The organism is Uruburuella testudinis, from assembly GCF_022870865.1.
Classification (GTDB): Bacteria; Pseudomonadota; Gammaproteobacteria; order Burkholderiales; family Neisseriaceae; genus Neisseria; species Neisseria testudinis.
Map to the genome: position 1 here is coordinate 1,218,809 of NZ_CP091508.1, position 12,802 is coordinate 1,231,610.

The 12,802-nt window shown below is 54.6% G+C and carries 14 protein-coding genes; 7 read left to right on the forward strand and 7 right to left on the reverse strand.

Going from position 1 to position 12,802, the window contains the following annotated elements:
- Positions 1-508: 508 nt before the first annotated feature.
- The 3 genes from LVJ83_RS05610 to LVJ83_RS05620 all read right to left on the reverse strand — a co-directional run bounded on the left by LVJ83_RS05610 (position 509) and on the right by LVJ83_RS05620 (position 2,534).
- Positions 509-679, reverse strand: coding sequence for a rubredoxin (locus LVJ83_RS05610; RefSeq protein ID WP_244787126.1), 171 nt, complete (start codon positions 677-679; stop codon positions 509-511).
- 147 nt (positions 680-826) lie between these two features.
- Entirely contained in the window at positions 827-1,915 is a 1,089-nt protein-coding gene (locus tag LVJ83_RS05615; protein WP_244787128.1) for an acyl-CoA dehydrogenase family protein, read from the reverse strand.
- A 76-nt stretch (positions 1,916-1,991) separates the two neighbouring features.
- Entirely contained in the window at positions 1,992-2,534 is a 543-nt protein-coding gene (locus tag LVJ83_RS05620; protein WP_244787130.1) for a carboxymuconolactone decarboxylase family protein, read from the reverse strand.
- 251 nt (positions 2,535-2,785) lie between these two features.
- On the opposite strand from LVJ83_RS05620, the gene aroC reads away from it, so the two are divergent.
- Both aroC and LVJ83_RS05630 read left to right on the forward strand, forming a co-directional pair.
- Positions 2,786-3,880 (forward strand): chorismate synthase, encoded by a 1,095-nt coding sequence (gene aroC / locus LVJ83_RS05625; RefSeq protein WP_244787132.1) that lies wholly within the window; start codon positions 2,786-2,788, stop codon positions 3,878-3,880.
- Positions 3,881-4,031: 151 nt separating this feature from the next.
- On the forward strand, positions 4,032-4,508 hold the full coding sequence (locus tag LVJ83_RS05630) for a ProQ/FINO family protein (protein ID WP_244787134.1): 477 nt from the start codon (positions 4,032-4,034) through the stop codon (positions 4,506-4,508).
- Between the two features lie 532 nt (positions 4,509-5,040).
- On the opposite strand, the gene LVJ83_RS05635 is transcribed toward LVJ83_RS05630, so the two are convergent.
- The 4 genes from LVJ83_RS05635 to LVJ83_RS05650 all read right to left on the reverse strand — a co-directional run bounded on the left by LVJ83_RS05635 (position 5,041) and on the right by LVJ83_RS05650 (position 8,098).
- Entirely contained in the window at positions 5,041-5,622 is a 582-nt protein-coding gene (locus LVJ83_RS05635; protein ID WP_244787136.1) for a GNAT family N-acetyltransferase, read from the reverse strand.
- Between the two features lie 289 nt (positions 5,623-5,911).
- Positions 5,912-6,838, reverse strand: coding sequence for an FAD-dependent monooxygenase (locus tag LVJ83_RS05640; protein ID WP_244787138.1), 927 nt, complete (start codon positions 6,836-6,838; stop codon positions 5,912-5,914).
- A gap of 22 nt (positions 6,839-6,860) precedes the next feature.
- Positions 6,861-7,073, reverse strand: coding sequence for an FAD-dependent oxidoreductase (locus tag LVJ83_RS05645; protein ID WP_244787141.1), 213 nt, complete (start codon positions 7,071-7,073; stop codon positions 6,861-6,863).
- Between the two features lie 443 nt (positions 7,074-7,516).
- Positions 7,517-8,098, reverse strand: coding sequence for a superoxide dismutase (locus tag LVJ83_RS05650; RefSeq protein WP_244787142.1), 582 nt, complete (start codon positions 8,096-8,098; stop codon positions 7,517-7,519).
- Between the two features lie 196 nt (positions 8,099-8,294).
- Here LVJ83_RS05650 and dnaB point away from each other — a divergent pair, with 196 nt between their 5' ends.
- The 5 genes from dnaB to LVJ83_RS05675 all read left to right on the forward strand — a co-directional run bounded on the left by dnaB (position 8,295) and on the right by LVJ83_RS05675 (position 12,801).
- On the forward strand, positions 8,295-9,707 hold the full coding sequence (dnaB, locus tag LVJ83_RS05655) for a replicative DNA helicase (protein ID WP_244787144.1): 1,413 nt from the start codon (positions 8,295-8,297) through the stop codon (positions 9,705-9,707).
- 168 nt (positions 9,708-9,875) lie between these two features.
- A complete protein-coding gene (locus tag LVJ83_RS05660) occupies positions 9,876-10,538 on the forward strand; it encodes a pilus assembly FimT family protein (protein WP_244787146.1) in 663 nt (220 codons plus the stop codon).
- 9 nt (positions 10,539-10,547) lie between these two features.
- The gene (gene pilV / locus LVJ83_RS05665; RefSeq protein WP_244787148.1) at positions 10,548-11,219 is read left to right on the forward strand and encodes a type IV pilus modification protein PilV; all 672 of its coding nucleotides are present in this window, start codon (positions 10,548-10,550) and stop codon (positions 11,217-11,219) included.
- On the forward strand, positions 11,216-12,274 hold the full coding sequence (locus LVJ83_RS05670; protein WP_244787150.1) for a PilW family protein: 1,059 nt from the start codon (positions 11,216-11,218) through the stop codon (positions 12,272-12,274). The genes pilV and LVJ83_RS05670 overlap by 4 nt, the downstream gene beginning before the upstream one ends.
- A complete protein-coding gene (locus LVJ83_RS05675; protein WP_244787152.1) occupies positions 12,253-12,801 on the forward strand; it encodes a pilus assembly PilX family protein in 549 nt (182 codons plus the stop codon). The genes LVJ83_RS05670 and LVJ83_RS05675 overlap by 22 nt, the downstream gene beginning before the upstream one ends.
- Position 12,802 lies beyond the last annotated feature (1 nt).

Here is a 12,802-nt window from a genome sequence, read left to right on the forward strand (position 1 = left end):
TGCAGGGCTTTTTATCGGCAGGTGCGTATTGATACCTAACCTGACTGCGTTGGTTTGCCTTATTGTAGTGCCATCGGCCCGCCGCCTGGTTGGCTTGCTTTTGTGAATCGGTTTCACTCAAGCAGAAGGTTCGCGGGCAGAAGTCGCGCTGTGCCTGTGTTGTCAACCACTACCGGCAATTTCATTAAAGCAAGGCCGTCTGAAACCGCATTTCACAGTGTTCAGACGGCCTTTACACACAGGGTTTTGTGAGCAGCATCCACGTGATACACCCTGTAGGCCGGCTTCTCGAATCCGATATTTTTTCAGACGGCCAAAATCATTTGGCATCACAAGAATCTCGAACGATTGGTCGGATACAAGTATTCGACAAATGCTTGCTTACTTTTATGAATGGGCATAACTTTTATCAACAGGCACCACGATAATCTATTGGATAAAAACACCGCTTTCGGCGCTTCTGCACAAACAGAAGCCGGAAGCGGTGCTTTGGCCAAGACCCGGTTTGCTAAATCACAAAATCGAGCAGATAAAATTCATCTTTGCCGACATTGCATTCAGGGCAGCGCCAATCGTCGGGAATGTCTTCAAACTTGGTGCCGGGTGCGAGGCCGTGTTCGGGGTCGCCCAGCTCTTCATCGTAAATCCAGCCGCAGGGGCCGCACATGTATTGTGCCATGATGAGTCCTTTTGATTTTCAGGGTGTTATGCCCATTCAAAAATAAGCTGAGCCGGCTTGTTTGATTGCACGATGGATGCCGGCTTTTTTGAATGGGTTTCAGACGGCCTGTCTGAATAAAACCAAGGTCAGGCCGTCTGAAACAAATTAAGCTTCCAACGCTGCGATTTCTTTACGCAGATGCTTGGTGGCGGGGGTTACAATGGCCACAAACATGGCTTCGCGCATGCGGCGTTGGGCCGGGCTGCGCATCAGGTAGCCTTTGGCGCCCGCGTGCAAGGCGGCAGATTGGGCGGCGGTGAGGCTCAGTTCGCCGGCGGCCAGGCGCAGCTTCAGCGTCGGCAATAATTCGGGGCGGTTGTGCCAAGCGGCATCGGCCAAGCGTTCGGTTTCCGCCCAGGCTTGGTTTAAGGCCGTCTGAATATCATCAAAGCTGTGATCGAGATAAGTGTTGACTTCGCCCGCGCTGACATTGGCCAAGCGGATAACGCCGAGGCAGCCGTCGATAATGCCGGCGCCTATGCCCATTTGCAGCAGAATAAAGCCGGATTTGATACGCTCGATGTAGTTGGCAAATTCATCGGCATCGGCAAGCAGATCTTGGTTGGAAACAAACACGTTTTCAAAACGCACGCTGAAAGTGCGGGTGCCTTCGAGGGCGCAGAATTCGGGGCAGGCTTGCAGCGATACGCCTTCTGCGTGGCCGCCGGTCATAAACATCACATAACTGCCGCCGATTTGGGCGGTAGAAGCCCAAACATGATCTTCGCCGATATTCGACACCCAAGGCAGCGAGCCGTTGACAATATAGCCGCCTTCGGTTTTTTCGGCCTGCAACAGGTGTTTTTCAATGCCGGCCAAATGTTTGACGGTGTTCGACATGCCCGTGCCGGCCAGTTTTTTACCTTGCAAAACATCGCGCTGATAGCGTTCGCGCACTTGCGGATTGCTGCTTTGGTGCAGATACCAGGCGCAGGCGGTTTGGCACCATACGGAAAATGCGGTTGCGCCGCATTCGCCGCCAACAGCACGAATCACATCGATTTGCGCGGCCAGCCCGAGGCCGTTGCCGCCTTCTGCTTCCGTGCCCACGCAGGCAAAACCGCCGATGCCGCCGAGCTTGTGCATAAAATCTTGCGGATACAGGCCCTTGCGGTCGATATCGTTAACCAGCGGGCGTAAATCAGCTTTGACGAGATTGCGTACAGATTCAATCAGTTCGGCGCGTGAGGTCATGGAAAGTCCTTTTTGATCATGCTTGTTTTCAGACGGCCTTAATGCAGGTAAAGGCCGTCTGAACAAAGCAAAAAGATTAAGCGTAGGCTTGCAGTTCGGGGTTGATTTCGTTGTGCGCCAGATTGTTGGCATAGTTGCACAACGTAGCCAAGGCCACGCCCAGCACCACTTCCAGCGCTTGCTGCTGGTTGTAGCCGGCATCGAAAAAGGCTTGCAATTCATCATCGCCCACGTTGCCTTTGTTGGCCATCACCGATTGGGTAAACAAAGCCAATCGGTTCAATTTGGGGTCGTCGATGGCATCAGTGTTGCGCAGCGCTTCGATGGCTTGCGGTTCCAGCAGTTTTTTCTTGGTGCTCAGCGCCGTGTGGCCGGCTTTGCAGAAGCCGCATTGGTTGATAACGGCAGCAGTAATCTGCACCACTTCGCGCTCACCGGGCGTGAGGCTGGTGCCGGCATTGATGGCGCCTACATCTTGATACATCGCCAGTGCAGCGGGCGAGTTGGCCAATACGCCGATTAGGTTGGGCAGAAAGCCGTTGTTTTTCTGCGCGGTTTCCACGCGGGCGCGGGCGGCTTCGGGGGCGGTGTCAACAGTGTGTACGGTTAAACGGGCCATGTTTTATTATCCTTTATATTATGTATGAATATGCTGAGGCAGATTAGCAGTGTATTTTACGGAGGCCGTCTGAAAAAAGGAAAGAACGGGAATGTATGAGTTTAGAACCAAAAGTTATATGGTTTGATGCCGTCTGAAAAAACCACTCGGCAGCCTTCAGCCGGTTTGCTTTTTCAGGGTATTCAGACGGCCTGAAACTTGCATTTTATGCTACACTCAACGCCTGTTTTTATTTGGCAGAGCAATCAATCATGGCAGGCAATACATTCGGACAACTCTTTACTGTCACCACATTCGGCGAAAGCCACGGCCCGGCGCTGGGCTGCATTATCGACGGCTGCCCGCCGGGGCTGGCCTTGGATGAAGCGGATATCCAAACCGACCTCGACCGCCGCCGCCCCGGCACCAGCCGCCACGTTACCCAGCGGCGCGAGGCCGATGAAGTGGAAATTCTCTCCGGCGTATTCGAAGGCAAAACCACCGGCACACCGATTGCGCTGCTTATCCGCAACACCGACCAGCGCAGTAAAGATTACGGCAACATCGCCCGCCAATTCCGCCCCGGCCATGCCGACTACACCTATTGGCACAAATACGGCACCCGCGATTACCGCGGCGGCGGCCGTTCATCTGCCCGCGAAACCGCCGCGCGCGTGGCTGCCGGCGCCATTGCCAAAAAATGGCTGCAACAAACATTCGGCACCGAAATCGTGGCCTACGTTACCCAAGTGGGTGAGCAGGAAATCGCTTTCGAAAGCTATGAACACATCGGCCGAAATCCGTTTTTCGCTGCCAACGAAAGCCAGATTGCCGAGCTGGAAAACTATATGGACAGCATCCGCAAATCGCTGGATTCGGTGGGCGCAAAATTGCGTGTCGAAGCGCGTAACGTGCCCGTGGGCTTGGGCGAGCCGGTGTTCGACCGCCTCGATGCCGATATCGCTTACGCACTGATGAGCATCAATGCCGTTAAAGGCGTGGAAATCGGTGCAGGCTTTAATAGCGTGACACAGCGCGGCAGCGAGCACGGCGACGAGCTGACACCCACCGGGTTTGCCGGCAATCATGCCGGCGGTATTCTCGGCGGCATTTCCACCGGCCAAACCATCACTGCCAACTTTGCTATCAAGCCCACCAGCAGCATTGCCACCCCGCGCCGATCCATCGATATCGACGGCAAACCGGTAGAAATCGCCACCCACGGCCGCCACGACCCCTGCGTCGGCCTGCGCGCCGCACCGATTGCCGAAGCCATGCTGGCGCTGGTCTTAATCGACCATGCTTTGCGCCAGCGCGCGCAAAATGCCGATGTGGCCGTGAACACGCCGGATATTGCGCGCCGCTGAAGCGGGAACACCATCTGCGCTCGGGCATGCCGTTTAACATACACTTTACAAAATAAAAAGCTTAGCCAAAACATTCAGTTTATACTACAATGCCGCCTGAATTTGCAGGCGCACCTGGCTTGTAAGAAGTAGCTACCACAGGAAACCAGAAATGACACAAGAAACCGCTTTGGGCGCGGCCCTGAAATCTGCCGTTCAAACCATGAGCAAAAAAAAGCAAACGGACATGATTGCGGATCATATCTATAATAAATACGATGTGTTCAAGCGCTTCAAGCCGTTGGCGCTCGGTATCGACCAAGACTTGGTGGCTGCCCTGCCGCAGTTTGATGCCACGCTGATTGCGCGCGTGTTGGCCAACCATTGCCGCCGGCCGCGTTATCTGAAAGCCTTGGCGCGCGGCGGCAAGCGTTTTGATTTGAACAACCGCTTTAAAGGCGAAGTGACGGCCGAAGAGCAGGCCATCGCCCAGCAGCATCCGGCTGTGCAACAGGCCGCTGCCGCACAAGCAGAGCGCAAGGCCGCCGAAGCAGCCAAAGCTGCCGAAACGGCGGTTGAAGAAGCAAAACCGCAAGACACGGCAGACACGGCAGCTGATGAAGTGCCGGAAAACAAAGCCGCAGAGTAAAGCTTGCCGGTATCTGAAAATAAACGACAACCCGCTACTGTAGAGCGGGTTGTCGTTTATTTTCAGACGGCCTTTGCATACACAGGGTTTTGTGGGCAGAACCCACATACACCCTGTAGTCGGATTCTTGAATCCGACATGTTTCAGACGGCCAAAATCATTGAGCATCACAAGAATATCGAACCATTTGTCGGATACAAGTATCTGACCTTGCTTGCTAACGGCGTTGGCTTGCCTTGTTCGCTTGCTTTTGTGAATGGGTGTTATCCTGAATATAAGCAAAGGCCGTCTGAAGGTATTTTTTTTCAGGCGGCCTTTGCATGCACAGGGTTTCGTGAGCAGCACCCACGCGCTACACCCTGTGGGTCGGGTTCTCGAATCCGACGTTTTTCAGATTGTAGATGATTGAGCCCGTCGAAGCTCTGCATCAACCGACAGAACGGTTCAAACAAGCTCCACCCGGCAAGCTCCACCCACCCAGGTTTCGGGATATTTTTAAGATATGCGGCTTGCGGGCGGAATACGGCAAATCCTATTCTGTTGCAATCTTCGCCGCCAACATGTCTTTGACCCTGCTGCGCCATTCGTGCTGCAAAATGCTGAGCACGGCGGTGTTGCGGCGTTTGCCGTTGGCCAGCACGATATCGTTGCGCAACACCCCCTCAAGTGTGCAGCCGATGTTGAGCAGGGCGCTGATGCTGGTGGTGTTGTTAACATCTGCGGTAAAGTTTACGCGGCACATGTCCCATTTTTCAAACGCATGCTGCAACAATAAAAATTTGGCGCGCCGGTTTACCCCTTTGCCGCGCATTTTGGTATGCAGCCAGCTGTAGCCGATGCTGACGGTTTTATGGCGTTCGTTAATATCATAAAAACGGGTGCTGCCCACGATTTCGCCGCTTTGTTTCAATAAAACCGTAAACGGCAAGTGGCTGCCGGCCGCACGTTGCACCAGCGCCCTTTGAATATAGCTGTGCATGTTTTCGGCGCCGAGAGCGGTGTTGGGCGTGTATTGCCAGGTGTCGGGGCATTCGTCGGCAATTTTCAGGAGCGCATCGAAATGTTCGATTGCAAGCGGCATCAGGCAAACGGTTGAGTCTTGCAAGGTCAGCATGTTGGTCTCCTTGTCGGTTTTTTTTATTGAAGGCGGCAGGGGCGGTTTCATCAGCGCCGCGTGGTAGCTTGCCGCCTTACTTTATTTATGTTTGTGATGGGTTTTTAATAAAAAATATGAAATTTCAAATACTTGAAAACATCTTTTCAGACGGCCTGATGTTCCCGTAGGGTATGCGGCACGATGGTCAGCGGGCAGCCCGACTGATGCGGTTGAGCGGCGTTTGCCCCTTTTTGAATCGGCATGATGCAACCATACGGTGCGAATGTGACAAAGCATACAGCAGCCGTTATAACCCGAAAATCAATTGTTCGGTAAATTTTTTGCGCGCGGCAGGCAGGCTGTCGAGCAGGCTCATCACGCCGCCGCGGCCGAGTTTGAGCACGGCATCGGGATGGTCGAACAAGGTTACCAGGCTGTGGGTAAAGCCGACAATGGCTTGCGCATCGAGCCGGCGGCAGGCGGCGTATTGCCGGGCCAAGTGATGATTGTGCAGGCTGTGCGGCGCATCAAAACAGCGTGCCAGCGCCAGCGCATCGCGCACCCCCAAATTCAGCCCTTGTGCCGCCACAGGATGCATGGTTTGAGCGGCATTGCCGATGCAGATTACGCGGCCGCTGTATACTTTGTTCAGCTGCTTGAGCTGTAGTGGAAATACTGCCGCTTCACCGCGTGTTTTCAGACGGCCCAAACGGTTGCCGAACGCCTGTTCGAAAGCTTGGGCGAAATCTGCAAACGGCATCTCTTTCAGCGCTTGGGCATCGGCGGGCGAGCGAGTCCACACCAGGCGGTAGGCATTGTGATAGGGTAGCAGCGCAAACGGGCCGCTGTCGGCAAAACGCTCGTAAGCAGTGCCATCATTGCCGTGCTCAAATTCGAGCGTGGTCACCAGCGCCGATTGCCGGTAATCATAACTGTGGCGGCTGAGGCCGGGCAGATTGTCGGTTAGGCGGCCGCCTTCGGCCAGCACCACCCAATCGGCAGTCAGGCTGTGCGGTTTGCCGTTGCACACAATATCCAGCTCGGCAAAGCGGCTGAGCGTACGCACGTTTTGCACCTGTGTCTGCCACAATACCGGTGTTTGCTGCACATCAAGCGCCGCCTCGCATTGGCGCATCAGCAGCGCATAATCCACCGTGCGCCCCAGCGCGGCTACGCCCATATCGGCGGCGAGCAATAAGGTGCGGCCGAACACGCCCTGCTGCGAAATGTGCACATTCTCAATTGCAGTAGTGGCTTCAGGGCGGCAAGTCTACGCCCGCCTGCTCAAAGGCACGCACGCTGTTAAACGATAAAGCCAGCGTGCGCCGGTCGCGGATGTCGGCATGTTGCGGCCGCGCTTCAATCAGCAATACCTGCTTGCCCTGGCGCTGCAAAGCCAGAGCCGCCAATACACCGACAGGGCCTGCGCCGATAACGGCAATTTGGGTGTGGATGGGGATGCTTGGCATGATATCGGCCTCAGGTTTCAGATGGCCTGTATTGTAGCGGATTTACGGTGGGGGTTGAATAAAAGGCCGTCTGAAATAATTGAACTGCTCCTCAAAAGTTGGACATCTTAACTAACTTATTCAGGAGCAGTTCAATTTATTTCAGACGGCCTTTGATGATTCAATTCAATCGAAATCAAGCGGCGAGGCGTTTGGTCACTTTGTCCCGATTAACGATTTCCCAGAAGCTTTTCCGAGCATTAGTGGCGGCTGTTGCGAATCATATGTAGGATGGGGGTAACCTCATCAAAACCGTTGCGATAGCTGAAATGATAGGGCTGAAAATCCTGTGGGTTTCGCATGTGTGAAACAACATGCAAGGCCGTCTGAAAAAAGCGAAGATGCAAAAAGGCCGTCTGAAAATAATCTTTCAGACGGCCTTTGATGATTCAATTCAATCGGAATCAAGCGGCGAAGCGTTTGGCCACTTCTTCCCAGTTAACGATTTCCCAGAAGCCTTTCAGGTAGTTGGGGCGGCTGTTGCGGTAGTCGATGTAGTAGGCGTGTTCCCATACGTCGCAGGTCAGCAGCGGGGTGGCGTCGGTGGTTAACGGGGTGGCGGCGTTGCTGGTGGATACCAAATCCAATGAGCCGTCGCTGTTTTTCACGAGCCAAGCCCAGCCTGAGCCGAATGTGCCGGCGGCGCAGGTGTTGAAGGCTTCTTGGAAGGCTTCGAAGCTGCCCCATTTGGCATCAATGGCGGCGGCCAGTTCGCCGGCGGGTTTGCCTTGGCCTTTGGGGGTAAAGCCGAGCCAGTAGAAGGTGTGGTTCCAGGTTTGGGCTGCGTTGTTGAACATGCCGCCTGAAGATTTTTTGACAATTTCTTCTAAAGACAGATTTTCAAACTCAGTGCCTTTGATTTGGTTATTGAGGTTGGTGATGTAGGTTTGGTGGTGTTTGCCGTAGTGGTATTCCAGGGTTTCTTTGGAAAGGTGAGGCTCCAGTGCATCCAGTGCGTAGGGCAGCTCGGGCAGTTTGTGTTCCATTATCCAGCTCCTGTTTGTGGTTGGTGTGGTTGTTCGGTTATGTTATGGCGTAGTCGGTATTTTTGGATACAGATACGGGTTAAATTCTACCCGCTTCGGGCTTAAAAGACCAATAAAAATTATTGCTGATTTGAGCGTACTCTTGCAGAGGCAGAGCCGTTATAATGCCGCTTTAACAACGATGAGGATGAGTGTCATGAATGATTATGTGGATACGATGCCGTCTGAAGACCGCGAAGTCAGTGCGTTGTCACTGCCGCCTCATTCGATGGAAGCGGAGCAGTCGGTGATCGGCGGGCTGCTGCTGGAAAATTCAGCGTGGGACCGCATTGCCGATGTGGTGATGGGGGAAGATTTCTACCGTCACGAGCACCGGGTGATTTTCCGCACCATTGCCAATCTGATTAACGAAAGCCGCCCGGCAGATGTGATTACGGTGCAGGAGGCGCTGGAGCGCAATGACGAGCTGGAAGCGGCCGGCGGTTTCAACTATCTGATTACGCTGGCGCAAAATACGCCTTCGGCGGCCAATATCCGCCGCTATGCCGAGATTGTGCGCGAGCGCTCGATTATGCGCCAGCTGGCCGAAGTGGGCACGGAAATCGCCCGCAGTGCTTATAATCCGCAAGGCCGTGATGCGGCAAAATTACTGGATGAGGCAGAAAACAAGGTGTTTCAGATTGCTGAGAGCACGGCCAAATCGAAGCAGGGCTTTTTGGAAATGCCGGCGCTGCTCAAAGAGGTGGTGGAGCGCATCGATATGCTTTATTCGCGCGATAATCCGGACGAGGTTACCGGTGTGGCGACCGGTTTTATCGATTTGGATAAAAAAACATCGGGCTTGCAGCCGGGCGATTTGGTGATTGTAGCGGGACGGCCTTCGATGGGTAAAACCGCATTTTCGATCAATATCGCCGAACATGTGGCGGTGGAATCCAAATTGCCGGTGGCGGTGTTTTCAATGGAGATGGGCGGTGCGCAGTTGGTGATGCGTATGCTCGGCTCGGTGGGGCGGCTCGATCAGCATGTGTTGAAAACCGGTGCTTTGCAGGATGAGCATTGGGGCCGTCTGAACGATGCGGTGGTGAAATTGTCGGATGCGCCGATGTTTATCGATGAAACCCCCGGCCTGACCGCGCTCGAATTGCGCGCCCGCGCCCGCCGGTTGGCGCGTCAGTTTGGCGGCAAGCTGGGCTTGATTGTGATTGACTATTTGCAGCTGATGCAGGGCTCTTCCGGCCGCGCCGAAAACCGCACCGCCGAGTTGGGCGAGATTTCGCGCTCGCTCAAGGCTTTGGCTAAAGAATTGCAGGTGCCGGTGATTGCGCTTTCGCAGTTGAGCCGCGCAGTAGAATCGCGCACCGACAAGCGTCCGATGATGAGCGATTTGCGTGAATCGGGCGCCATTGAGCAAGATGCCGATTTGATTATGTTTATGTATCGCGACGAATATTATAATGCCGAAACCCAGCTTAAGGGTTTGGCCGAATGCATTATCGGCAAACACCGTAACGGCCCTACCGGCAAGGTGTTTCTCACCTTTATGGGGCAGTTTACCAAGTTTGATAATGCTGCCTTCGTGCCGGAGGCAGCGATGATGGAAGATTGATACAGGTTTGGCCTTGCTAATAGGCGGATTTCATATTTTGTTAGCCATCTCGGGGTATTTTCATTTAAAATGCCCCGATAATTTTTATAAAACACATACATTACTTGAGGGCTGTTTGCCGCCGGCATGATTTGTGGCGTTCAGGAAACCATTTCAGGCATATTACTCATGCATTTCAGACAACGGGGCTTTACCCTTATCGAGCTTTTGGTGGTCATCACCATCATTGCGATTATGGCGCTCATCGCGCTTCCCAATATGAGCCAATGGCTCGCCGCCCGCCGTGTGGCCGGACAGGCCGAGCAGGTGGCCAATCTTTTGCGCTTTGCGCGTGCCGAAGCTGTGCGGTTAAATGCGCCGGTGTATGTTTGCCCGGTGCAGATCCGTGTTGACGGCAATCCTGATAATTATTGCAATCTGGGGTTTTCAGGCCGCGGCTTGGGCGCGTGGGCAGATACCGATAAAAGCGGCTTTTATGACCGCAATGCCGATGTGGCTTTGCGCGCCGTGGTGTTGAATGATGCAGGCAGCAACCAAACAGATTATGTTGCCGAAACCTATAATTTTGCCGGCACCCGCACCGGCGCCGATTCAGTGTGGGGCTTTTTGCCCAACGGCTCTTTCGGCCATATGCCCTCGGCCGGCGGCGCCTTGAGTGTGGCCGACGGCTATATCAAAATTGCGCTGACCGATGCCCGCGCAGTCGATAATGCCGCCCGCACCAACCGTGCCAGCGTGGTTTTGGTCGACAGCAGCGGCCGTGCCGAAGTATGCGCCAAACGGGATGCGCGCGCGCTGTGCCGATTTGCAGCCGCAGCAAGCAGTGATTGAGGGGCCACCATGAAAATAACCGCAACCGAAACAATCATCTTAAAAAACCAATCCGCCTTTTATGCAAGAGGCCGTCTGAAAACCGCCCAAAGCGGCATGACGCTGCTGGAAGTGGTTGTTGCCATGTTTGTGTTGGCCATCGGTGTGTTGGCGCTGTTGGCGACGCAGCTGAAAACCGTGGCCGGCGTGCGTGAGGCGGAAAGCCAAACCATCGTGGCGCAGGCTGTGCAAAACTTGATTGAAGGCATGCTGGTGAACCCCACCTTATCGGCGGCTGCCGATAATAGCGGAGAAGCTACGGGGTGGGCACTTAAATCTTATGATGCTTATCTGACCGGCGGCACACAAATCCAAAGCAGTGGAGGGGCGGTGCGCTATGACGGCGCAGGGCAAATCAGCAAACTTGCGCTGAGCCGGATGCAGATCAGCCAATTTCAACAGGAATTATTCAGCGCGCTGGGCGGACAGGTTTTTTACGCCATCTGCCTCGACAGCTCCGGTCGCGCGCCCACCGTCAGCAACGGCAATATGGCGGCCAATTGCACGGCAGCTGCCGATGCGCCGACGGTTGTTAAAGTGGCCTGGCTGATGGATAACGAAGAAAACCGTGATGGTACCCCCGGGCTCAATACCGACGGCGATTATTTTGTATACACCTATCAGGCTAGGGTAACACAATGATAAACCATAAAAAAATATACTCCGCCCGCCCGGCTGCCGCCGCGAAACAGGCGGGCTTCAGCCTGATTGAATTTTTAGTGGCCAGCGCTTTGAGCATGATTGTATTGATTGCCGTCGGATCGGGCTATTTTGCTTCACGCCAGCTCAGTGATACGGCTTTGGCGCGCCTGAATGTGCAGCAGGATTTGCGTAATACGGCCAATCTGATTGTGCGCGATGCCCGTATGGCAGGCAGTTTCGGCTGCTTCAATATGGCTGCCTACCGGCCGGATGCGGTCAGTGAGGCAGCAGATTCCGAGGCGGCTTTGCGCTTGAGCGTGCCGGGGCAGAATTCATTGGTGCCGGTGAAAGCCTTGGCGGCAGCCGAGTTCAGCCCGGCGGGCTTTGCAGCGGAATCCGAGGCGCTGGTGTTTCAATATGGGGTTGGTTCGGCTTCGATTATCAACCTAACCGCCAACGGTGCCGAGTTGCAGATACCGGCCGGTGATCCGCTGCAAACCGCCGTCAACGGCACGCCTTTGGTCTTCAGCAGCTGTGCCGTGCTCGACCGGCCGGCTGTCTATACCGTCAGCCGCAGCAATAACCGCTTGAACATCGGCAATATCGCGCCGGCTTTGAGTGCCGCGCAGGTGGCCAACGAGTTTGCCGTATTGCGGTATACGGTTAATGCTTATGTGTTGGGCACGGCAGGGGAGCAGCAAGGTTTATTCCGTTTCCAATTGGCGGATAACGGCGGTTGGAGCAATCCGCAATTGCTGATGCCGGGCATTGAGGCCATGGACATCCAATACGGTTATGTCAATAACTGCCCCGTTATCGGTGCGGCTTCAGAAGCGGCGGCGGAAGAAACATTTGAATTTACCGATACATTAAAAACCGGCAACGATGCAGAAGGAGAGGGCGTGGCTGCGCCGGCAATTATCCGCATCACGCTCAACGGCGGCAATGATGTGGCCGCGCAAACAGCGGTCGGCGACGCTGCCGGCGGTGTTCATGTTTACAATATCGATGCAACCGTTCGCGGGGGAAACATATGCGCAGACCGTGCCATTTAAACCATGCCAAAGCGCCGCAACAGGGTTTCGCCTTGTTTATCGTGTTGATGATGATGATCGTGATCGCTTTTTTGGTGGTGGCGGTGACGCAGTCGTATAACACGGAAATGCGCATCGGCAGCAATGATGCCGATCGGAAAATGGCGATGTCGCTGGCTGAAGCGGCTTTGCGCCGAGGCGAGGGAGATATTGCCGATTTGGGTAATCCTGCGTTTACGCAAAACTGCACCGGCGGCTTGTGTACGCTTGCCGGGGCGCAGGCCGCTACGCAGGGCAGTGTAACAATCGGCGCCGACAGCTCCAATGTAGCGGCTTGGGAGCGGCAATGCGGTAACAGCGGCTGCCTGGAAAGCAACGGCCGGGTTTATGCTGCCGGCTCCGAAGTCAGCAGGCCGCCGCGTTACATTATCGAATTTATCGATGCCAAAACCGACGACCGCATGATTTACCGGGTAACTGCCCGTGCGTGGGGGCGCAATGCCAACACGGTGGTAACGGTGCAGTCTTATGTGGAAGTGGCCTCTTAAT

Bases quoted from the DNA above. Each gene is read 5' to 3' on its own strand.
- LVJ83_RS05610 (WP_244787126.1), bottom strand. From the start codon at position 679: ATGGCACAATACATGTGCGGCCCCTGCGGCTGGATTTACGATGAAGAG.
- LVJ83_RS05615 (WP_244787128.1), bottom strand. From the start codon at position 1,915: ATGACCTCACGCGCCGAACTGATTGAATCTGTACGCAATCTCGTCAAA.
- LVJ83_RS05620 (WP_244787130.1), bottom strand. From the start codon at position 2,534: ATGGCCCGTTTAACCGTACACACTGTTGACACCGCCCCCGAAGCCGCC.
- aroC (WP_244787132.1), top strand. From the start codon at position 2,786: ATGGCAGGCAATACATTCGGACAACTCTTTACTGTCACCACATTCGGC.
- LVJ83_RS05630 (WP_244787134.1), top strand. From the start codon at position 4,032: ATGACACAAGAAACCGCTTTGGGCGCGGCCCTGAAATCTGCCGTTCAA.
- LVJ83_RS05635 (WP_244787136.1), bottom strand. From the start codon at position 5,622: ATGCTGACCTTGCAAGACTCAACCGTTTGCCTGATGCCGCTTGCAATC.
- LVJ83_RS05645 (WP_244787141.1), bottom strand. From the start codon at position 7,073: ATGCCAAGCATCCCCATCCACACCCAAATTGCCGTTATCGGCGCAGGC.
- LVJ83_RS05650 (WP_244787142.1), bottom strand. From the start codon at position 8,098: ATGGAACACAAACTGCCCGAGCTGCCCTACGCACTGGATGCACTGGAG.
- dnaB (WP_244787144.1), top strand. From the start codon at position 8,295: ATGAATGATTATGTGGATACGATGCCGTCTGAAGACCGCGAAGTCAGT.
- LVJ83_RS05660 (WP_244787146.1), top strand. From the start codon at position 9,876: ATGCATTTCAGACAACGGGGCTTTACCCTTATCGAGCTTTTGGTGGTC.
- pilV (WP_244787148.1), top strand. From the start codon at position 10,548: ATGAAAATAACCGCAACCGAAACAATCATCTTAAAAAACCAATCCGCC.
- LVJ83_RS05670 (WP_244787150.1), top strand. From the start codon at position 11,216: ATGATAAACCATAAAAAAATATACTCCGCCCGCCCGGCTGCCGCCGCG.
- LVJ83_RS05675 (WP_244787152.1), top strand. From the start codon at position 12,253: ATGCGCAGACCGTGCCATTTAAACCATGCCAAAGCGCCGCAACAGGGT.